19 protein-coding genes and 1 tRNA gene are annotated in these 21,132 nt (G+C 61.5%); 6 read left to right on the forward strand and 14 right to left on the reverse strand.

Going from position 1 to position 21,132, the window contains the following annotated elements:
- Positions 1-101: 101 nt before the first annotated feature.
- Positions 102-902, forward strand: coding sequence for a formylglycine-generating enzyme family protein (locus BM346_RS16700; protein ID WP_092015883.1), 801 nt, complete (start codon positions 102-104; stop codon positions 900-902).
- 9 nt (positions 903-911) lie between these two features.
- Here BM346_RS16700 and BM346_RS16705 read toward each other — a convergent pair whose 3' ends face one another.
- Positions 912-1,604, reverse strand: a complete 693-nt coding sequence (locus BM346_RS16705; protein WP_092015886.1) for a lipase secretion chaperone — start codon at positions 1,602-1,604, stop codon at positions 912-914.
- Between the two features lie 184 nt (positions 1,605-1,788).
- On the opposite strand from BM346_RS16705, the gene BM346_RS16710 reads away from it, so the two are divergent.
- Together BM346_RS16710 and BM346_RS16715 are read left to right on the forward strand one after the other, a co-directional pair.
- A complete protein-coding gene (locus BM346_RS16710) occupies positions 1,789-2,517 on the forward strand; it encodes a glutamine amidotransferase (protein WP_092015890.1) in 729 nt (242 codons plus the stop codon).
- Between the two features lie 104 nt (positions 2,518-2,621).
- Positions 2,622-3,131 (forward strand): hypothetical protein, encoded by a 510-nt coding sequence (locus BM346_RS16715; RefSeq protein WP_092015893.1) that lies wholly within the window; start codon positions 2,622-2,624, stop codon positions 3,129-3,131.
- A 74-nt stretch (positions 3,132-3,205) separates the two neighbouring features.
- On the opposite strand, the gene BM346_RS16720 is transcribed toward BM346_RS16715, so the two are convergent.
- The 4 genes from BM346_RS16720 to rpsU form a co-directional block, all read right to left on the reverse strand.
- Positions 3,206-3,282 (reverse strand) — tRNA-Ile (locus tag BM346_RS16720).
- Between the two features lie 82 nt (positions 3,283-3,364).
- Entirely contained in the window at positions 3,365-5,215 is a 1,851-nt protein-coding gene (gene rpoD, locus BM346_RS16725) for an RNA polymerase sigma factor RpoD (protein WP_092015896.1), read from the reverse strand.
- 185 nt (positions 5,216-5,400) lie between these two features.
- A complete protein-coding gene (dnaG, locus tag BM346_RS16730; RefSeq protein ID WP_092015899.1) occupies positions 5,401-7,167 on the reverse strand; it encodes a DNA primase in 1,767 nt (588 codons plus the stop codon).
- A 186-nt stretch (positions 7,168-7,353) separates the two neighbouring features.
- Complete coding sequence (rpsU, locus tag BM346_RS16735) at positions 7,354-7,569, reverse strand: 30S ribosomal protein S21 (RefSeq protein WP_007153483.1); 216 nt, start codon at positions 7,567-7,569, stop codon at positions 7,354-7,356.
- 183 nt (positions 7,570-7,752) lie between these two features.
- On the opposite strand from rpsU, the gene tsaD reads away from it, so the two are divergent.
- Positions 7,753-8,805 (forward strand): tRNA (adenosine(37)-N6)-threonylcarbamoyltransferase complex transferase subunit TsaD, encoded by a 1,053-nt coding sequence (tsaD, locus tag BM346_RS16740; RefSeq protein ID WP_092015901.1) that lies wholly within the window; start codon positions 7,753-7,755, stop codon positions 8,803-8,805.
- Positions 8,806-8,844: 39 nt separating this feature from the next.
- On the opposite strand, the gene plsY is transcribed toward tsaD, so the two are convergent.
- On the reverse strand, positions 8,845-9,438 hold the full coding sequence (plsY, locus tag BM346_RS16745; RefSeq protein WP_092015904.1) for a glycerol-3-phosphate 1-O-acyltransferase PlsY: 594 nt from the start codon (positions 9,436-9,438) through the stop codon (positions 8,845-8,847).
- 111 nt (positions 9,439-9,549) lie between these two features.
- On the opposite strand from plsY, the gene folB reads away from it, so the two are divergent.
- Together folB and folK (BM346_RS16755) are read left to right on the forward strand one after the other, a co-directional pair.
- Positions 9,550-9,906: a dihydroneopterin aldolase gene (folB, locus tag BM346_RS16750; protein WP_092015907.1), complete on the forward strand. Its 357-nt coding sequence runs from the start codon at positions 9,550-9,552 to the stop codon at positions 9,904-9,906.
- Positions 9,906-10,406 carry a 2-amino-4-hydroxy-6-hydroxymethyldihydropteridine diphosphokinase gene (gene folK / locus BM346_RS16755; protein ID WP_092015910.1) on the forward strand — a complete coding sequence of 167 codons (501 nt, stop codon included), beginning with the start codon at positions 9,906-9,908 and terminating at the stop codon, positions 10,404-10,406. Before folB ends, folK (BM346_RS16755) begins: the two co-directional genes overlap by 1 nt.
- 17 nt (positions 10,407-10,423) lie before the next feature.
- Here folK (BM346_RS16755) and pgi read toward each other — a convergent pair whose 3' ends face one another.
- From pgi to BM346_RS18125, 8 genes are all read right to left on the reverse strand, one after another.
- Positions 10,424-12,076 (reverse strand): glucose-6-phosphate isomerase, encoded by a 1,653-nt coding sequence (pgi, locus tag BM346_RS16760; protein ID WP_092015913.1) that lies wholly within the window; start codon positions 12,074-12,076, stop codon positions 10,424-10,426.
- 21 nt (positions 12,077-12,097) lie between these two features.
- Positions 12,098-12,946: a pantoate--beta-alanine ligase gene (panC, locus tag BM346_RS16765; protein WP_092015916.1), complete on the reverse strand. Its 849-nt coding sequence runs from the start codon at positions 12,944-12,946 to the stop codon at positions 12,098-12,100.
- A complete protein-coding gene (panB, locus tag BM346_RS16770) occupies positions 12,946-13,737 on the reverse strand; it encodes a 3-methyl-2-oxobutanoate hydroxymethyltransferase (protein WP_092015919.1) in 792 nt (263 codons plus the stop codon). Before panB ends, panC begins: the two co-directional genes overlap by 1 nt.
- A gap of 100 nt (positions 13,738-13,837) precedes the next feature.
- Entirely contained in the window at positions 13,838-14,368 is a 531-nt protein-coding gene (gene folK / locus BM346_RS16775; protein ID WP_092015922.1) for a 2-amino-4-hydroxy-6-hydroxymethyldihydropteridine diphosphokinase, read from the reverse strand.
- Positions 14,365-15,738, reverse strand: coding sequence for a polynucleotide adenylyltransferase PcnB (gene pcnB / locus BM346_RS16780; RefSeq protein WP_092015925.1), 1,374 nt, complete (start codon positions 15,736-15,738; stop codon positions 14,365-14,367). The genes folK (BM346_RS16775) and pcnB overlap by 4 nt, the downstream gene beginning before the upstream one ends.
- Positions 15,739-16,569: 831 nt before the next feature.
- Positions 16,570-17,970, reverse strand: coding sequence for a sigma-54-dependent transcriptional regulator (locus BM346_RS16785; protein ID WP_092015928.1), 1,401 nt, complete (start codon positions 17,968-17,970; stop codon positions 16,570-16,572).
- Between the two features lie 7 nt (positions 17,971-17,977).
- The gene (locus tag BM346_RS16790) at positions 17,978-20,941 is read right to left on the reverse strand and encodes a sensor histidine kinase (RefSeq protein ID WP_092015931.1); all 2,964 of its coding nucleotides are present in this window, start codon (positions 20,939-20,941) and stop codon (positions 17,978-17,980) included.
- Positions 20,931-21,107 carry a hypothetical protein gene (locus tag BM346_RS18125; protein WP_167812578.1) on the reverse strand — a complete coding sequence of 59 codons (177 nt, stop codon included), beginning with the start codon at positions 21,105-21,107 and terminating at the stop codon, positions 20,931-20,933. Before BM346_RS18125 ends, BM346_RS16790 begins: the two co-directional genes overlap by 11 nt.
- Positions 21,108-21,132: the final 25 nt, after the last annotated feature.

Genomic DNA, 21,132 nt, shown 5'->3' on the forward strand with positions numbered 1-21,132 from the left:
GGCGGACCTGATCCTGGACGCCCTGAACTAGACGACTATCCTGAAGTGAAACGTTGGCGATCATAAGCGATTGCCGGCGTTTTCTCTGAACAGGAAACGTTATGTGCCCATCCTTTCGCACACTTGTTCTGGCATCTGCCCTCCTTGCGGCCGAGGCTGCCGGGGCCGAATCGCCCTCACAGTTTACCAATGGCCTGGGAATGACCTTCATCCAGGTGCCCGCCGGCCGTTTTTCCATGGGTAGTCCGTCAGACACGCCAGGGCACGAGCCGGATGAAACCCTTCATGAAGTCACCATCAGTAACAGCTACTATCTGCAGCAAACCGAGGTAACCCGTCGCCAATGGCTTGCCCTGGTCGACGGTGTACCCTCCGCCTTTCCGGAGTGTGGCAATGACTGCCCGGTTGATGGCCTCAAGCCTGCATGGGTTGCGTGGTACATCAAGGCCCTTAGCGAGCAGGATCCGGCGTGGGACTACCGGCTTCCCACGGAAGCGGAATGGGAGTACGCCGCCCGGGCGGGCACCGCCAACGCCTATTACACCGGGGACTGTCTCAGCGGGGCCCAGGCCAATGTCACGGGGAGACAGGTGCTCCCCGGATGCGAACCGTTTGGCAGGGCTTCGGGCCCCCGCCCCGTGGCCAGCTACCCACCCAATCCCTGGGGCTTCCACGATATGCTGGGGAATGCGTGGGAGCTTTGTGGCGACTGGTATGGGGCGTATCCGGAGGGGGCGCAAACCGATCCCGACGGGCCCCAGGACGGCAAGTACAAAGTGCTGCGAGGCGGCAGCTGGCACTTTCCCGCCGTTCATGCCAGGGCGGCAAACCGCTTTCAGGCCCGCAACGCGATTGCGGGTTTCCGACTGGTGGCTGAGCCAGTGGTCAGGGATTCTCAGTAGTTCAACGAGTTAACCGGGCCGGGCACTAGCGGACGCCTGCCCGCAGATGCTGGGGGAGCCAGTTGGCGAGGGCGTCCAGTTCGTCGCTATTGAAGTGGGTACCAGCAGCGTGTCGATCTGGCGCTGTTTCTCCTCTTCGGAAAGACCCGCCCGGAGAACCAGATTCCTTTCCTTTTTGAAATGATCATATCGCTGTTGCCAGTCCCAACTGTTGCTGCCCGTCAGGTCCCGGGCGGCAACCAGACCCAGAGTCTGTTGCTCCAGTTGCAGGCGGGTTGCCTCGCTGAGGCCCAGCTTTCTCCAGTTTTCACGAGCATTACGAAGATCCTCGGGAGCACTGGTCCCTTTACTGTTAACCAACAGCGCACCGGAGCGGAGATTTTCTTTCAGCCGGCTCAGGGCAGCCTGCCGCTGATCGTTGCTCAGGTCACGGTTCGCGCGCACCTCCTCCCGGGCAATGAGGAAGCGCTGGTGGGCATCCTCACCGGCAAACAGCTGGCTGGAGGTCAGTGGTCCCAGGTGTTGACGGCGCAGGGCGATGGTGCGCTCAAGTTTCTCCCCCGGCGCTAACGGTTGCTCCGCCATCCATTGAGCCTCTGCCTGCTCGAGGGCTTGCCGGTAACCAACGTAATTCCCGAGGAGCCGCGCAGCCTGGCGGCCTGTTTCACCGGCGAGGCCCGCCCGCACGTACTGGTGGAGCATCTCAAGATCCGCCGGGCTGGCCTCTTCAAGGCCGTTAAAGGCCTGGCGCAGTGAGACCAGGGCAATCTCGTCCAGAATCAGTTCATCGTTTTCGTCAATGCCGATATTGGCAAGGGCGAACGGCCTTTACGTCCCGGCCGATGTGGTAAAGTGATCCTCCGCCCCCCAGGAGATATCCAGCACGATGACCCGCTTGCTCATTCTCAAGACAGGCTCCACCTATCCGGAAATTCGTGATCACTTTGGCGACTTCGAAAGCTGGTTCCTACGAGAACTGGCCGATAGCAGAGAGGCGATGACCGTGGATGTCTCCGCCGGAGAGGACCCCGGGCAGCCGGCGGACTGGCGGGGAATTATCGTGACCGGCTCCCCCGCCATGGTCACCGATCGCGAGTCCTGGAGCGAGAAAACGGCGGCCTGGCTCCGAGCTGCCGTGAACGAGTCAGTCCCGGTACTGGGGGTCTGCTATGGCCACCAGCTGCTGGCCCACGGCATGGGAGGAGAGGTTGGCTATCGGCCGAAAGGGCGGGAGTCGGGTACCTTCGAGGTGCAGTTGACGCCGGCAGGCGACAGCGACCCCCTGTTCGGCCAGCTGCCGGCCCGTTTTCCTGCTCACCTGACCCATGCCCAGTCCGTACTGACACTGCCGGAAGATGCTGTCCTCCTTGCCTGCTCGCCGGGGGAACGCTACCAGGCCTTCCGAATTGGCCAGCACGCCTGGGGCGTGCAGTTTCATCCGGAATTCAATGCCGAAATCATGCGGGCGTACCTGGGCATTCAGGCGCCACGGCTGCAGGATGAAGGTCAGGATGCGGAGGCTTTGCTTGCCGCTGTCGGGGAAACCCCGGTCGCAGCGGGTCTGATCCAGCGATTTGTTGAGTATGTGGACAGGGTTGGAGAGGGGCTGCGTTGACCCGCTGATTCGAAAGCGGACGGGTCTGGGGTGGAGTGCCGGGTCCGGAACACGGTGCCCGTTTTTTCAGGACCAATCCAATCAAAACTGTAAGGAAGTATGAAATGCGGATCCGAAAGTCTGTTCTGTTGCTTTTTCTCTCGCTCGCTGTCTCATCGCCGTCATTGTCGTTCGCGCAATCAGCTGAGGAGCGACTTATTGACGACATCGTCAATGATGTGATCAATCGGACCGCAGAAACGGTCAGGGAGGAGGTGAGGCGCAAGACCGGCATTGATCCGTTTGAGCGAGGCTACGGCGAACGAGACGATTATCGCCCTGCGCCTTCCGACCTCGGGGACGATGGTCGGGATGAGCTTCGTCGGCTCGATGACAAGTACGATCGCAAGGTCGCCCGCCTTGAGGAAGAGCTGGTGCGCAAGCTGAACAAGGCAGAGCGAGAATTCCGCCGCGAAGAGGCCAGGGAAGACAAGCCTGGGAAAATCCGCAAGAAACGCAACAAACTGGATGAGAAAGTGGATAGCGCCCACCACAAATTCGAAGAAAAACTGCGGAAGGAAAACGAGCGCTATGACCGCAAGCGAGAGCAGATTCTTTCGAAAGGTTACGAGTGATTGAGCCGGTTTTGGCGGTTGAACGAGGCTCCGCACCAGCGGAGTCCAACCAGGCAGGCTGAATGACAGGGAAGTGGTGGGCCCAGCTGGACTCGAACCAGCGACCAAGGGATTATGAGTCCCCTGCTCTAACCAACTGAGCTATAGGCCCTTTTTCTTGAATGCTGCTTGCCTGAGGCAAATCGGGCGCCATTATACCGTTGCGGCATGGCGCCCGCTACTGATTGCAGAGATTAACCGTTGCCCTGATCGTCGATGAAGCCGCGCAGGTGGTCGGACCGTGACGGGTGCCGCAGTTTGCGCAGGGCCTTGGCCTCGATCTGACGGATCCGCTCCCGGGTGACGTCAAACTGCTTGCCGACTTCTTCCAGCGTGTGGTCGGTGTTCATCTCGATACCGAAGCGCATACGCAGAACCTTGGACTCCCGGGCGGTGAGCCCGGCGAGAACGGAGCGGGTCGCTTCCCGCAGTCCTTCTGCGGTGGCGGAATCCACTGGCGAAAGGGCTTGGATGTCCTCGATGAAATCTCCCAGATGGCTGTCTTCGTCATCACCAATGGGGGTCTCCATGGAAATCGGCTCTTTCGCGATTTTCAGGACCTTGCGGATCTTGTCCTCAGGCATTTCCATACGCTCGCCCAGCTCTTCCGGCGTGGGTTCGCGGCCCATTTCCTGGAGCATCTGGCGGGAGATCCGGTTGAGTTTGTTGATGGTCTCGATCATGTGCACCGGAATCCTGATGGTGCGGGCCTGGTCCGCAATGGAGCGGGTAATGGCCTGCCGGATCCACCAGGTGGCATAGGTGGAAAACTTGTAGCCACGGCGGTATTCGAACTTGTCCACGGCCTTCATCAGGCCGATGTTGCCTTCCTGGATCAGGTCCAGGAACTGCAGGCCACGATTGGTGTACTTCTTGGCGATGGAGATCACCAGACGCAGGTTGGCCTCGACCATTTCCTTCTTGGCGCGGCGGGCCTTGGCTTCGCCGATGGAGACCCGACGGTTGATTTCCTTGATGTCGGGAATATCCAGGTCCACTTCGTTCTGGACGTTGGCGATGCGTTTCTGCAGACGGACGATTTCGTCGATGCGCTCGCCGATAGCGTTCGCATAGGGCTTCTTGGAACGTGCGATCTTCTCCGCCCAGTCGAGGTTGGTCTCGTTGCCGGGGAAAGACTTGATGAACTCCTTGCGGTCCATTCGGCATTCACGAACGCAGATCTGCATGATGCCCCGTTCGTTTTCCCGCACCAGCTCATTGGTGGAGCGGACCACGTTGACCAGCTCGTCAAAGGCCTTGTTGGCCAGCTTGAAGGGCGCGAAGGCCTGACCGAGTTCGTTCAGGGCTTCCTGGGTTTTCTTGTGGGCGCGGCCATGCCTGGCCAGATGCTCTTCCGCCACCGCGAGCTTTTCCCGCACCAGTTCAAAGCGCAGGCGGGTCTCTTCGGGATCGGGGCCGCTGTCACTCTCTTCCTCGGAGGAACTGTCGTCGTCATCATCGCTGGACGAGCTGTCGTCATCGGATGAAGATGTGTCGGAAGTGTCCTCTCCCATGAAAGGCTCGGCATCATCCGGATCAAGGAAGCCGGTAACGATGTCGCTGATGCGGCCTTCGTTCTCGATGATGCGGTCGTAGGCCTGGATCACGGTGCCCACCGTGCCGGGGAAGTGGGCAATGGCTGCCATCACATCACGGATGCCTTCCTCGATGCGCTTGGCGATCACGATTTCGCCTTCGCGGGTCAGCAGCTCCACGGTGCCCATTTCACGCATGTACATACGCACCGGGTCGGTTGTGCGGCCCGCGTCGGTCTCTACCGCGGCCAGGGCGGCGGCGGCTTCTGCGGCGGCGGCCTCGTCGGCGGTGGAGTCCCCCTCGGTCATGAGCAGGGTGTCGGCATCGGGCGTTTCCTCACATACCTGGATGCCCATGTCGTTAATCATGCGAATAATGTCTTCTACCTGATCGGGATCCGCGATATCCTCAGGCAGGTGGTCATTGACTTCGGCGTAAGTCAGGTAACCTTGCTCTTTGCCTCGAGCAATGAGGTCTTTCAAACGGGATTTCTGAGAATTGCCTGACATAGACACCCTGTGAAATTGATGGTAGAAAGGTAAAAAATTAAACGACCATTATAGCGGCCGCACGTAATGACTGCCACCGAATGGTTAGATGGTGATCGATAGCTTCGGTTTCAAGCCATCAGCCCGATTTTCGGTTGCTTTCAGCATATTTTCAGTAACCTCCTGAAATCCTGTGACTTCCCTTCTCATCCGTGTTTTCCCTGATGGTCCGTCAGTGACGCCTTCAGCCGTTGACGCTCTTCCGGCGTCATGTCCGCAAAGTTGAGGTCCCGGGCTTTTTCCGCCAGCGCCTTCAGGCGCTGCTTCCGCATTGCCTCCTCGTTGGGCGCCAGCAGCTCCCGGGCGCTGTCCAGGGCGTCTTCACGGCTGGGCAGGTGTTCGATTCCGTCGAAAATGCCCTGAAACCGGGCCTGCTCTTCCGGCGCTCTCGCCAGATGGTGCAGGATCTGCCGGCGATTCTTCAGCTGGCGCTCCCCGAGCCATTGGGCGAACCGGGCGGCGGTATCCAGTTGCCGGTCCTGGCGACAGAGTTCGCTCAGCTCCGGAGCCAGGTCAGGCGCTTCCAGCATGGCCAGGCATAGCATGTGATTCCTGCTCAGGCGAACCGGTTCCCGCTGCGCCGGCACACCGGTGCCGGCACCCCGGCCCTGGCGCCGGGGACCGCTCCACTGGCGTCCGCCACGACCCTCTTCCCAGGTGCCCCGGGGTGGCCGGCACAGTCTCATCATCTCGTGCCACATGGCGTCCCGCAGCGTGCCCTTGGGCATGCGGTTGAGCAGTGGTTCCGCCCGGGAGCGGAGTTCCCCGCGGTGCTCCGGCAGTTCCAGGTTCAGGCCTTCCTGCATCCGGTCGAACAGATAGCGGGAAAGCGGTGTGGCCCCCTGTATCCGTTTCTCGAAGGCTTCCGGACCTTCCTTGCGGACAAGGGTGTCCGGATCCTCGTCTTTCGGCAGCATCAGGAACTGCATATGGATGCCATCCGCCAGCAACTCCAGGGCATTCTCCATGGCCCGGTCTGCCGCCCGGTAGCCCGCGGTGTCGCCGTCAAAGCAGAATACCAGGTGGCGAGTCTGCTTCAGCAGGGCGCCCAGGCTGTCCTGGTTCGTGGCGGTGCCCATAGCGGCAACGGCGTAATGAATGCCGTACTGGGCCAGGGCAATCACATCCATGTAGCCTTCGACCACCAGGAGCTTGTCGATCTGTCTGAGTGCCTGGCGGGCCTCGAAAAGGCCATAAATCTCGCGACTCTTGTGGAAAACATCCGATTCCGGGGAGTTGATGTACTTGGCCTTGTCATCCCCCAGGGTGCGTCCACCGAAGGCGACGGTGCGGCCCCGGGTGTTGCGGATGGGGAACATCACCCGGTTGCGGAACAGGTCCCGGGGCTTGCCATAGCGATCGGAAATGTTTCCGGTTTCAATCAGCGGGCCGCGCAGTTCATCGCCAGCGGCATTGTACAGAGCCGTGCCGGCGCCCGGGGCGAATCCCAGCTGATAAAGCTCGATAATCTTCTGGTCCAGGCCGCGTTCCGCCAGGTAATTGCGGGCCAGGGTGCCTTCGCTTGCGTTGAGCCGGTTGTGGTAGAACTCGCTGGCAAAGTCCAGGGCGTCCGTCAGTGTCCTGGCCTGCCTGATCTGCTGACTGGCAGCCTTGTCGTAAGGCACTTCCAGGCCGGCGCGTCGGGCCAGTTCCTCGACCGCGGCGGTGAAGTCCAGGCCCTCGAATTCACGGACGAAACTTATGGCGTCGCCATGGGCGCCGCAACCGAAGCAGTGGTAGAACCCCTTGTCGGGGCGGACATTGAAAGACGGTGTTTTTTCATCGTGGAACGGGCAGCGGGCCTTGTAGTTGGCGCCGGCCTTCTTGAGAGTAATCCGGGAGCCGATCAGCTCGGCCAGGTCCGTCCTGTCCAGCAGGTCTTCAATAAAACGCTGGGGGATCAGTCCGCTCATGCCTACTCCATGCCGGGCCTGAAGGGCCGTGTACTGCTTTGGAGGCTGTCGGTGAGCACAGCCAAAAATGCCGTCGGGGCCATACCCCGACGGCATTTGTATCACGCTTGCCGGTCAGCATGACGCCAACCGGATTCTCGCGCCATGAACGGGTTCAAAACCCTGCGGTGCAGGGTTTCACCGTTCTTAATACAGGCGCTCGAACTTGCGCTGTTCCCGCTGAAGCTTCTTGAGATGACGCTTGACGGCGGCAGCGGCCTTGCGCTTGCGAACAGCGGTCGGCTTCTCGTAGTGCTCACGACGACGCACTTCCGAGAGTACGCCTGCTTTCTCGCAGGAACGCTTGAAACGACGCAACGCTACGTCAAACGGTTCATTCTCTTTCACTTTAACAGCTGGCATTAAAGATCACCTACCTTGAATTCGGTTTAGAAAAAATTGCACAAAACTCAACCAGTGCTATTTGGGGCGGCAATAATAGCGCCCGGGGTGGGGTAGCGTCAATCTTCCTATGAAACTATCGCCAGGGTTTCTGGTAGAATGCCGCAACTTTTTTAGACTGTATGGCCTGAGGTGCCGGCTCCTATGCTGATTCTGGGTATTGAAACCTCCTGCGACGAAACCGGTGTCGCGCTCTATCACAGCCAGCAAGGCTTGTTGGCGGATGCTCTGTTCAGTCAGACCGATATGCACGCTGACTATGGTGGGGTGGTGCCGGAGCTGGCCTCCCGCGATCATGTCCGCAAGCTGCTGCCGCTGTGTGACGAGGTGTTGAAAAGAGCGGGTTGTGGCCGGCAGGACATTTCCGGCATCGCTTATACCGCGGGGCCCGGCCTGGTCGGCGCGCTGATGGTGGGCGGGTCGGTGGCCCATGCCCTGGGGCTGGCTCTGGATGTGCCGGTGTTGGGTGTCCACCATATGGAGGGGCATCTGCTGGCGCCAATGCTGGAGGAGAATCCGCCCGCCTTTCCCTTTGTGGCGCTGCTGGTATCCGGTGGCCACACCCAATTAGTGAAGGTGGAAGGCATCGGAGAGTACCAGCTGCTTGGCGAGTCCGTGGACGACGCCGCTGGTGAGGCATTCGACAAAACCGCAAAGATGCTGGACCTGGACTATCCGGGGGGCCCCCGGGTTGCGGCCCTGGCGGAAAAGGGGCGGGCGGGCGCTTATCGGTTTCCGCGGCCGATGACCGACCGGCCGGGACTGGAATTCAGCTTCAGTGGTCTGAAGACCTTCACCCTCAACACCGTCACTGCGGAAAAACAGGCGAATAACTGGAACGATCAGACCCGGGCCGACATCGCCCTGGCGTTCGAGACCGCGGTCGTGGACACGTTGGTGATCAAGTGCCGGAGGGCCCTGGAAGCCAGTGGCTGCGATCGCCTGGTAATGGCCGGTGGCGTCAGTGCCAACCGGCGGCTGCGGTCGGCGCTGGAAGCCATGGCCGGCAAACAGGGCGCCTCGGTTTTCTATGCCCGCCCGGAATTCTGCACAGACAATGGTGCAATGATTGCCTATGCCGGCTGCCAGCGACTGCTTGCCGGTCAGCGGGACGGTGATCGAATCGTGGCCAGGCCACGCTGGCCGATGGATACATTGCCAGGGCTTGCGGAGATCCGGACCGAAGGTCTGGGCTGACCCCTGGGGACCTGGCCGGTCATGTACTCCACCGTGGCACTAGAACCGGCTTTCCCGCCCCTGGGTGAGCCGGATCAGGTTGTTGCGGTGGCGGATCACAATGACAATGGCCAGTAGCCCGAACAGGGGCAGGGTTTCCGGTTCAAACAGGGCGCTGATCACGGGGCCGGAGCCGATGGCGATCACCGAAGCGAGGGCGGAAATGCGCCAGCGCCACAGAATGAGAAGCCAGATAAGGGCCAGGACGGCTGTGGTCAGCGGCGCCAGTGCCAGCCCGGATCCCAGGGCGGTAGCGACTCCCTTGCCGCCCTGAAAGCGGTACCAGACCGGGACCATGTGGCCGGTTACAGCGCACAGAGCCACCATCGCCTGGGCGAAAACCGACAGACCGATTTCCTGCGCCAGCCAGACAGGCAGGGCCCCTTTCAGGGCGTCCAGAAGCAGGGTCAGTGCCGCTGGCAGAGGACCGCCGGCCCGGTATACGTTGGTGGCTCCGGGGTTTCGTGACCCGAGTGCCCTCGGGTCCGGCAGTCGCCACAGCCGGCAGATGGGGATCGCGAACAGTACCGACCCCGCCAGGTAGGCCAGGGCGCAGATCGCAATCAGTATAATCGGGTGGCTGGTGGCATCCATGGGCAGACTGACATCATGTTTTAATTGGAATGGTCCGACCTTAGCCCGTTGTGGCGGGCGGTTCAATCAGCAAAGCTGTCTTTGTGACAGCGGGGCCGGAGGCCGGGTGAGTTGACTGACAGTGTTTTGATTGAAGGCCTGGCCGTGGAGACGGTGATCGGCGTTTACGATTGGGAGCGGCAGATCCGGCAGACCCTGTTGCTCGATCTGGAGCTGGCCTGGGATAACCGTGAGGCGGCGGCCACCGACGACGTGTCCCGGGCCCTGGATTATGCCGCAGTGAGTGATCGGGCCGCCCGCTTCCTGGAGCAATGCCAGCCCGCTCTGCTGGAGACGGCTGCCGAGCAGTTGGCCGCCTGCCTGATGGCGGAATTCTCGGTTCCCGCGGTGAGGCTGGTCTTGCGCAAGCCGGGGGCGGTGCCCGGAGCCTGCAGTGTTGGGGTCCGGATTGAACGGGGAAACTGGTAATGACGCCCCCGGTCCGGGTCTATGTGGGGGTGGGTAGCAACCTCGACCGTGAGCGCCACATCCGCGCCGGACTCGATGCCCTCGAAGGGATGTTTGGGGAGCTGGCGGTGTCGCCGGTTTATGAGAACGAGGCGGTGGGCTTCAATGGCTCGCCTTTCCTGAATCTGGTCGTGGGCCTGCAAACCACCCTGCCACTGGCGGCGCTGTCCCGGACCCTCAAGGGAATCGAGGCTGATAACGGGCGCTGTGCCGGGTCGAAGCGCTTCAGTCCCTGCACCCTGGATCTTGATATCCTCACCTACGGCGATCTCGACCGGTCGCAGGACGGTGTTGATATTCCCCGTTCGGAAATTCTGGTTAACGCCTTCGTACTGAGACCGCTTGCGGACCTGGCTGGCGATGAGCGCCATCCGGTGGATGGCCGCACCTATCGCGAGCTGTGGCGGGCCTACCGCAGTGACCAGAAACTCTGGCCGGTGGCGTTTCGCTGGCGGGGCTGAGGTTTCCCGGGGCAGGGCTACGGCTCGCCGCGGAAAAGGCGGATCAGCCCCAGGGTCGAGCAGTCGATGCCGTCTCCGTCGGTGCCTTTCTCAAGCTGGTTCAGGATCGGTTTTCCCAACTGCTTGCCAAGTTCCACACCCCACTGGTCGAAGGAATTCAGGTTCCAGATCACCCCCTGGACGAAGGTCCTGTGCTCGTAAAGGGCGATCAGGGCGCCGACAGTTTCCGGCGTGGTCCGTTCAAGGACCAGGGTATTGGAGGGTTTGTTGCCCGGCACGACCTTGTGAGGTAACAGGCGATCAACCTCTTCCGGAAGCAGGTCCTGGGACTCCAGCTCTGATCGGGCCTCGGCCTCCGTCTTGCCCTGCATCAGGGCCTGACTCTGGGCCAGGCAGTTGGCGAACAGGACGGCGTGATGCCGTGCCACGGGATTGTGGGTTCTCAGGGGGATAATGAAGTCCGCCGGGGACAGAACCGTGCCCTGGTGCAGCAACTGGTGATAGGCGTGCTGGCCATTGGCGCCCACGCCACCCCAGATCACCGGCCCGGTGGCGTAGTCCACAGGCCGGCCTTCCCGATCCACCCGCTTGCCGTTGCTCTCCATGTCCAGTTGCTGCAGATGATCTGGCAGCTCCTTGAGGTACTCGTCGTAGACCAGGATGGCATGGCTGTCGGCGCCCCAGAAGTTCACATACCAGATGCCCAGCAGAGCCATTACAACCGGCATGTTCCGGGCCAGCGGCGCTTCCCGGAAGTGCTGGTCCATCGCCCGCGCCCCGGCCAGCAGGCCGCGGAAATGGTCCATGCCAAGTGTCAGCGCGATTGGCAGACCAATAGCGGACCAAAGGGAGTAGCGCCCGCCCACCCAGTCCCACATGGGGAAGATGCCATCTTCGCGGATGCCGAACTCCGTGGCCGCGGCAACATTGCTGGTGACGGCCACAAAGTGTTTGCCCAGATCCTTCTCGCTGGCTCCGGCATCCAGTAACCACTGGCGGGCCACCCGGGCATTGGCGAGAGTCTCCTGGGTGCCGAACGACTTGGACTGGATCAGGAACAGGGTGGTCGCCGGAGCCACCTCCCCGAGCACTTCGCTGACGTTGGTGCCGTCGATGTTGGCGACATAGTGGCAGCGGATACCGCTCTGCCAGAAAGGCTTCAGGGCGTCGGTGACCATGCGGGGGCCCAGGTAGGAACCGCCGATACCGATGGAAACCACGTCGGTGAAGGCATTCCCCCGGAAGCCGGTAAAGGCGCCGCCGTGCACTTCATCCACGAAGCGCTCCATCTGGTCCAGGGTGGCCTGCACCTCGGGTACGATGTTGTTGCCGTCCACCCGGATGTCGGTATGCGCTGACGCCCGCAGGGCGGTATGTAGCGCCGGGCGGACCTCCGTGTTGTTGATGGCGTCGCCGTCGAACATGGCCTCGATTGCCGAAGGCAGTCCGCAGGCATTGGCAAGGTCCACCAGCAGAGAGAGGGTATCGCGGGTAATGCGATTCTTGGAATAGTCCAGCTGCAGGCCGGCGGCGCCGAGCAGGAACCGCTGGAATCGCTCCGGGTCCTCCCGGAACAGCTCACGCATGTGGCTGTCCGCCATATGCGCCTGATGGTCATTTAGTGCCATCCATTCCGGCTTGCGGGTCAGAGGTAGGCTTGCCTGTGTCATTTCGCGTCCTTTCGAAAAGGGTTAACGGACGATCGACAGATTATCGATCAGCCGCGTTGTCCCCAGGAATGCTGCCGCAAGGATGGTGAGTTCACGGTCTCCGGGTTCGGCAGGTTTCAGGGTGAAGCTGTTGACGATATTGAAGTAATCCGGGCGGAATCCTTCCGTGGCCAGGTTCTCCCTGGCGGAGGCCTCCAGGCCGGCAAAGTCATCGCTGCCCCCGGCCAGTGCGGCGCCGGTTTCCGTCATTACCCGGTGGATTGCCGGCGCCTTCCGGCGTTCGTCCGCCGACAGGTACCCGTTGCGGGAGCTCATGGCCAGGCCGTCCGCTTCGCGAATGGTGGGCAGGCCGATGACATCCACCGGCATGAACAGGTCCCGGGTCATCTTGCGGATGACCGCCAGCTGCTGGTAGTCCTTCTCGCCGAATACGGCGACGTCTGGCTGAACCATGTTGAAAAGCATGGTCACCACCGTGGCCACCCCGGTGAAATGACCGGGTCGGCTGGCACCGCAGTGGCCTTCGCTGACTTCCGGCACCACCACCTGGGTCTGAAGCGCGAGGCCCGCCGAGTAGATCTCCCTCACGGTGGGGGCGAACAGCAAAGCGTTGCCTTCCTGTTCAAGTTTGCGCTGGTCCTCGGCCAGGGTTCGGGGATAGGCCTCCAGGTCCTCGCCGGCACCGAACTGCATCGGATTGACGAAGATGCTGGTGACCACTACATCGGAGGCTTCCCGGGCCCGTCGAATCAGCGCCAGGTGCCCTTCGTGGAGATTGCCCATGGTGGGCACCAGGCCCACCCGCTTGCCCTGGTTGCGATAGCTGCGGATAACGGCGCGCAGTTCCTTGATGGTGTGTACGGTACGCATTATTTGAACGTGTGCTCCTCAGACGGGAAAGTGCGTTCCCTGACGGCCTTGACGTAAGCCTTGATCGCGCCGGGAATGCTTCCCCCTTCTTCCAGGAAATTTTTCACAAACTTGGCTTTGCGGCCTTCGGGAATGCCCAGCATGTCGTGCAGCACCAGCACCTGGCCGTCGGTGTCCCTGCCGGCACCAATGCCGATCACCGGCGCCTGCACCGCCTGGGTGATGCGGGCCGCGAGGGGGGCCGGAACACACTCCAGCAGGATCACATCGGCGCCGGCCGCCACCAGCTCGCTGGCGTGCTCGATCATCAGTTCAGCCTGTTTCTCTTCCCGGCCCTGCACCTTGTAGCCGCCAAACTTGTTGACGAACTGCGGGGTGAGCCCCAGGTGGGCGCAGACCGGAACACCCCGTTCGCTCAGGGCGGTGATGGTGTCCTTCATCCAGTCGGTGCCCTCGAGCTTGACCATATGAGCGCCCGCCCGCATCAGCCGGGCCGCATTCTCCAGGGCGTCGGGGATGGTGCCATAACTCATGAACGGCATGTCCGCCATGATCAGGGCTCCCCGGTTACCGGCGGCCACGGAGCGGGTGTGGTAGCAGATGTCGTCCATGGTGACCGGCAGTGTGCTGTCCTTGCCCTGCAGGACCATGCCCAGAGAGTCGCCAATCAGGATGGCGTCGACCCCGGCTTCGCTGACAACCTGGGCGAAGGCCGCATCGTAGGCGGTGAGAACGGCAAAGGCCTCACCTTTTTCCTTGTAATCGCGCAGGGTGTTGATGGTAACCGCCATAACCGTTATGCCTATGCTGTGAATGAATTACCCGGGGCCCGGACCAGCCAGGGGCCGGCCGGACCACCAGAATGCGGGAGACCGGTACGGATTTCCAAGGTTAATGCTGGTGGGGTGGTGTGGCAAGGCCGGAAGACGCCTTCGGTTCCAGGCGTATCAGGTCATTGTCCGCGCAGTGGGCGAGCAGCTCCGCCGCTCGCTGTCCGCCCGGGAGAGCCAGCTGGGGATCGATGTCCAACATTGGCCGGAGCACGAAGTCCCGTTCCGCAAGGCGCGGGTGGGGCACGGTCAGCCGATCGGTGCCGATGGTTTCGCCGCCATATAGCAGCAGGTCCAGGTCCAGGGTTCGTGGTCCCCAGTGCCTGAGTCGTACCCGCCCGTGGGCCTGTTCAAGAGCCTGTAGCTGGTCCAGCAGTGTTTCAGCGGGTAACCGGGTATGAAGGAGAACCACCCCATTAACGAAATCCGGTTGGTCCCGGGGGCCCATGGGCCGACTGCGGTAGAACGGAGACTGTCCGGCGAGGACCGTGTCCGGCAGGGTGGCCAGGCCGGACACCGCCCGGGCAAGTTGCGCCAGCGGATCCTCGAGGTTGCTGCCAAGCCCTATCCAGGCCTCAACCGGCGGGGTCATCCGTTGTCGCCCCCGCCTGTGTCCTGGCTCGCGGGTTTGCGACGCCTCCGGCGCTTGCGCGGACCCTGTTGGCCAAGCTGGCTCAGCATTTTCTCGCGCTCCCGGTCATCGGCGCTCTGGAAGTCGGTCCACCATTGACCCAGGCCGGGCTCGATCTCCCCGGCGGCCTCCCGCACCAACAGGAAGTCGTAGGCGGCGCGGAAACGGGGGTGTTCCATAATGGCGTAGGCGCGCTTGCCCTGGCGTCTTGGCAGACGCATCTGCAACTCCCAGATCTCCTTCATGGGGCCGGAGAAGCGCTTGGGGATCGAGGTGGCCTGTACCTGCTTGCCAATCACCTTGCCGATCGACTGGTGCAGCGCCAGCTGAACCGCTTCACCGTTATCCTGTCGCCGCTGCCATTCCGCCTGAAGGGCAGGCCAGAGCAGGGCCGCATACATGAAATAGGGGGTGACGGACTTGCCTTGGCGAATGCGGTCATCGGTATTCTGGAGAGCCCGGATGATCAGTGCATCTGAGAGCCCGTCATCAAGAGCCTTGACGGTTGCCGGGAACAGCGGTGCGATCAGGTCATACTGCTTGAGCAGATACCATGTGGACTCGCCGTGGCCGGCGGAAAACAGCTTGAGGACTTCCTCGAACAGGCGAGCCGCCGGGATATGGCTGAGGAGCGGCGCGAGTTCACGGATGGGAGCCTCGGTGGTGGGTTCAATGGTGAAACCGAGCTTGGCGGCGAACCGCACCGCCCGGATCATCCTCACCGGATCCTCCCGATAGCGGGTCTCGGGATCACCGATCAGCCGAAGCTGTCGCTGCCTCAGGTCTTCGACCCCCCGGGCATAATCGATCACGGTGAAGTCGCGTATGCAGTAGTACAGGGCATTGACCGTAAAGTCCCGCCGGAGGGCATCCTCTTCCATATTGCCGTAGACGTTGTCCCTCAGCAGCAGGCCGTGCTCGCTGGTGCGACGGTCATCGTCTTCTTCCGGGTCCTCACCGTTGGCGTTGCCCCTGAAGGTGGTGACCTCAATGACTTCCCGCCCGAACAGCACATGGACAATACGGAAGCGCCTGCCGATGAGCCTGGAATTGCGGAACAGCTCGTGAACCTCCTCCGGCGTGGCATTGGTGGCGATGTCGAAGTCCTTGGGCTGTTCTCCCAGCAGGATATCGCGCACGCCACCCCCCACCAGATAGGCCTCGTAACCGGCGTTATTGAGCCGGTTGAGCACTTTCTTGGCAGGCTCACTGATGGCAGAGCGCGAGACGTTGTGCTGATCCCTCGGGATCTCCTGGCGCTGGTACACCGGTAGCTTCGGTGTCTTGCCGGGAAACAGGGCACGTACTCTTTTCTGTATGTTTTTCAGCATTGAAATCCATGAACTGCGTATGGGCAGCCCGGTTCCCGGGGCTGGCCGGCGTTTGAAAAGGCTGGAATGGCAGCCACAATCGGGTGGAACCATTCGTGCAGGAGGGAGAGTTTAACGGTTTGCGCAGGATTTGCCCATGTTGCCGCGGGAATCCCGCTGCAATGGCTTATGGAGGCCCTTAAAATCAAAAGGCGGGAACGCTTTCGCGAACCCGCCCCGGAAGAGTAGACGATCTGCATTGTTGTTGTTTTTTGCGGTTATTTTTATTTGGCAGGCAGTGCCTGCGATTGCCTCAACCAGAGGCATAATCCTGCAAACGGAACGCTTTGAATACAGAGAGCGGTAGTGACCAGGTGATCATCTTGAGCAGAGGTAGCGACGTCTGGAAGACGTTTCTTATCTACAACTACGATTCTCACAAGCCAAGGCACCACTAAAAAGCTCAGCACCCAAAACACTCAGTTCGCTCACGCCCTATTCTTGTCTTTGTTACCGGGCGCTTGTTCTGCAGCTTTTTGTTCTTGTTGTGTCGCTGCTATGGCACGTTGTTTTTGTTGTTGTGCACGTAGAGTATTGCAGGGCGCGTGCCAGTTTTTCAAAATGCTTTATTAACAGTGTGTTGCGATTTCCTAATGGATTTTGGGAATAAAAAATCCCGGGTTAGTGTTACCCAGGTCTCGGTTTTCCACTATGCCGTGTTTCGTGCGGTAACACCGGGTAACAGGGGTCGTGTTACCGGACCGGTAACATTGGGGTAACACCCGGTGCATAACGCTCCGGGCAAGGGCTGATTTCGTGTAAGGGGAGTGAGAAGGCCAGGCCGACAGGGCGTCAGCCTTTCTTGCGGGGGATACCAAGGCGCTGGCGCCGTTCCCAAAGGGATTTCCGGCTGATTCCCAGTTTCTGGGCCAGTTCGGTCTCGCTCATACGATCCTGGTTTTCCAGGACAAAATGCTGGAAATAGTCCTCCAGGGAGAGATCGCTCGACGTGTCGGTTTCCCGCGAAGGTGGCGGTGTCTGTTCATTGTTACCTTCGACCAGGCTGCTGGGAATCGAGTAGTCATCGCCGCCCTCCATTTCCAGGTCCAGTTGCGAGGGCGTGATAACGTCGCCGTCCGCAAGAATTGTGGCCCGCTCGATGGCATTCTCCAGCTCCCGTACATTGCCGGGCCAGCGATGCTTCTCCAGCGCCCTCATGGCCTCGGGTGAGAGGCTCAGGCCGGGCTTGCCCATGCGTTCCGCCTGGCGTTCCAGGAACCGTCTGGCCAGGCCCAGGACATCGCCGGTCCGCTCCCGCAGAGGCGGGATACGGATCTGCATCACGTTGAGCCGGTAGTAAAGGTCCTCGCGGAATTCTCCGGTGCGGGTCATGGCCTTGAGATTACGGTGGGTGGCCGCGATCATGCGAACATTCACCTGGCGGCTCTGGGTCGCCCCCACTTTGCGGATCTCCCCTTCCTGAAGCACCCTCAGCAGGCGGGCCTGGGCTTCCGGAGGCAGTTCGCCGATCTCGTCCAGGAACAGGCTGCCCCCGTCCGCCGCCTCGATCAGGCCGGTGCGTCCCGATACGGCTCCGGTGAAGGAGCCTTTCTCATGACCGAACAGTTCCGATTCAATCAGGCTCTCGGGAATGGCAGCGCAGTTGACTGAAATCAACGGGCGAGCCGCTCGCGGAGAGAGCATATGCAGCGCCCGGGCGGCCAGTTCCTTGCCGGTGCCGGACTCCCCCTGGATCAGTACGGTGGTTTCCGTGGGCGCCACCTTGCGAATGAGGGTGAACACCCGCTGCATGGCATCGCACTGGCCGTACATGATCTGGGAGGGATCGCCTTCGGCCTCATGGTCGGCATTGGCACCCGTCTCCACCGGTGGAACCCGCTCCGAGGCGGTGGCGAGGATGCTCTCAACCGCCTCAAGCATCTCGTCGTGGTCGAAGGGTTTGGCGATGTATTCCACCGCACCCTTCTTCATGGAATCGACGGCGGACCGCAGGCTGGCGTAACTGGTCATGATCAGCACCGGTACGCCGGGGGCATGGTTGATCAGGCTGGTGCCGGCCTCACCGGGCAGGCGAAGGTCGGAAATGATCAGGTCGAAGGAGGGCAGGTCCTCGTCACCTGTTGCCCGCTCGACGGAATCCGCCACGGCGACTTCGTAGCCGTTGTGTTGCAGCAGCTTGCGCAGGGCCGAACGGATAATCTCTTCGTCTTCAACAATGAGAATGCGGTGCATAGTGTCTTTATGACCCTTGATTGTCGCTGTCGGTTGCGGCATTCCCTTCCTCTTCGTAGGCAGGAAGCTTCAGCCGTACCAGGGTTCCCCGCCCGGATTCGCTGCTGGCGGGGCTCTCCACGTTAATCGTGCCGTAATGTTCCTCGACGATGCTGTAAACCAGGGAAAGGCCAAGACCGGTACCCTGGTTGGCGCCCTTGGTGGTATAGAAAGGCTCGAAGATGTGATCGAGCTGATCCGGAGGAATCCCGGTCCCCTGGTCGACGACCTCGATGATAGCGGAGTATTCGTCGCGGTTTCCACTGACCCGGATGGCGCCGCCGGCGGGAGACGCGTCCCGGGCGTTGGCCAGTAGATTGACGAATACCTGGACCAGGCGCTGCTCGTCTCCCAGCACGAACAGATCCTCGGGGCATTCGTTGCTGTAGTCAATGCCCCGGCCCTTGTCACTCAGGGACAGCAGGTTGATGGATTCGTCCACACAGCGTCTTATGCGCACGGGCTCGTAGCGATTGGCCTGGGCATGGTTGCCGGTGCGCGCAAAGTTCATCAGTGACTGTAGGATATTGGAGATGCGCCGGGTCTGCTGCTGGATCTGGTCGGCCGTCTCCAGGATGTCAGGGTCGTCGGTTTCCAGCTTCAGGTTCTGGGCCAGGGAGGAGATTCCTGTGACCGGATTGCCTACCTCGTGGGCCACGCCGGCAGCCAGGCGGCCAACGGACGCCAGCCGCTCGCTGTGCATCAGCTCGTCCTCCAGCAGCCGGGTCTCGGTCTGGTCTTCCACCAGGATGATGCTGCCACCCTCGTGATGGTCCGGACCCGCCAGGGCAGCCTTGTGCAGGTTCAGCCAATGGGGCCGTCCCCTGAGATCGAGGCGGTGTTTGTAGCGCCGGAGGTCGGGGCCATGGACGAACTCATCCAGCAGGTTACGCCAGTGGGAGGGCAGGGCCAGCAGTCTCGCTCCCACCACCTCGTCTGCGGAAATGCCGGTGAGTTCCGCCATGGCCTGGTTCCACATCAGGATCTCGCCGTCGTCACCGACGGAGCAGGCGGGAATGGGAAGGTTCTGAAGGGTCTGTCGGTAGTGACGCCGCAGATTGTCCAGTTCGCCCGCCAGGCCGGTCAGGCGGTTCTCGTACTCGCCCAGGGCCCGCTCCACGTACTGGATGTCCTGGGCGGTGCGGCTGCCCACCATGGGCTTGAATCCGAGATGACGCTTCACCAGGTCCTGGGCGACAGACGGCCCCATCAGGCCCGACAGGTTACCTTCAATCTGATCACGCAATCTGCGCAACTGGTAGGGACGGTACTCCACCGGGGGAAGGTCAAGCTGTTCGAGGGCCCGTGTCACTTCCCGTTTGGCAACCGTGTAACCGAGGGGGTCCGCCAGCTGGCGGACAAAATCGGAAGAGGAGGCGGCAATCAGCTCCCTGCGCTGGGGCCGTGAGAGGGCGCCCAGGGAGCAGGCCTGGGCGGCACTGCTTTCCTCAGCACTGGTCTTGCTGATAATGGACACCAGGGTAAAGGCGACAATGTTCACGCCCAGGCTGATAAACGTGAAAATGTGCCAGTTGTCGTATTCCGGCGCGATGGGGAGATCCATCCAGCCCAGCAGATCACCGGTTTGAGACAGTGGCAGCACCAGAGTGACCGCCCAGAGGGTCAGGCCGGCCAGAAGGCCGCTGATAAGGCCCTTGCGATTGCCTTCCGGCCAGTAGATGACCCCGAGGGCACCGGGCAGCAACTGCAGCATGCCCGACAGTGCCAGTATCCCAAGGGTGGAAAGATCGAGGTCCCGGCCCATCAGCTCGTGGAACAGCAGGGCCGCGAAGATGATCACCGCGATCAGGAGTCGCTTGACCCAGCGCAGCCACCGGTAAATGTCTCCCTGATCCCGCGGCGTCCGCAGGGGAAGCACCACGTGGTTCAGCACCATTCCGGCCAGCGCCAGGGTGCTGACGATCATCAGGCCACTGGCTGCGGACAGTCCCGCCACGTACATCAGCATGGTCAGCCAGGGGTTGCCCAGGGTCTGGGCGGTGGTGAGTGCGTAAAAGGCCGGACCGTCCGCCACAGGCAGCGCCATGCCTCCCCACAGGATCAGCGGCACCGGCAGACCCAGCAACAGAAGATAAAGGGGAAGGCCCCAGCTCGCCCGGGACAGCGCCCGGGGGCTGGGGTTTTCGCTGAAAATCATGTGGTACATGTGGGGGAGTACCAGGGCGCCGGCAAAAGACATCAGCATCAGGGCCCGCCAGCTGCCGTCCTCGATGCTCAGAGACAGTGCGCTGACGCCCGATGCAGGCATCGCCAGCCACTCGTTGAGTCCGGCGGGGCCGTCGAAGACCGTGAACAGGATGGTTGTCCCCAGCAGCAGCATGGCGCCGAGCTTGACCAGCGAATCGAAGGCGATGGCCACCACCAGCCCCTGGTGGCTGCCGGAGGTCTGGTCCCGCCGTGTGCCGAAGAGCATGGCGAACAACACCACAAGGACACTGAACAGAGTGCTGATCAGTTGAGGTGAGGCATTGGGGGTGAGCAGGCTGGCGCTGTCGGAGACCGCCTTGATCTGCATGCTCAGCAGTGCCATGAGGGCGATGCCCGTGCAGGCCGTGACGAGGGTGCCGGCCCACTGGCTGCGGTAGCGAAAGGCAAACAGGTCCGCCAGGGAGGTAAGCTGGTAGGCCCGGCCAATGCGCATCACCGGGTTCAGCAGTACCGGTGCCAGCAGAAAAGCACCGCTGATGCCCAGATAATAGGCCAGGAAGCCGTATCCGTATTCCGCGGCCACGCCCACCGCACCGTAAACAGCCCAGGTTCCGGCGTATACGCCCAGGCTGAGAGTGTAAACCAGGGGGTGACGTGCCCAGCGCCCGGGCAGGCGGCCGCGCTCGGTGGCATGGGCGATGCCGAACAGCGTGAGCAGATAGCCCAGACTGACAACCAGAAGAACCGGCAGGCTAAAACTCATTGGGGTCCCGTCGCCATTCCAGCCAGACACCGACGGCGATCAGGCTGATCCAGAACAGATAGGGGGAATACCAGACATTGCCCGGTGATACCCACCAGTCCAGAATGTTGGGTGAAAAGATATAGACGGCCAGAACCAGCAGAAATACCAGGCGATAGATATACATCAGCGTGTTTGTCCGGGCAGATAAC

The organism is Marinobacter daqiaonensis, from assembly GCF_900115285.1.
In the GTDB taxonomy this organism is placed as follows: Bacteria; Pseudomonadota; Gammaproteobacteria; order Pseudomonadales; family Oleiphilaceae; genus Marinobacter; species Marinobacter daqiaonensis.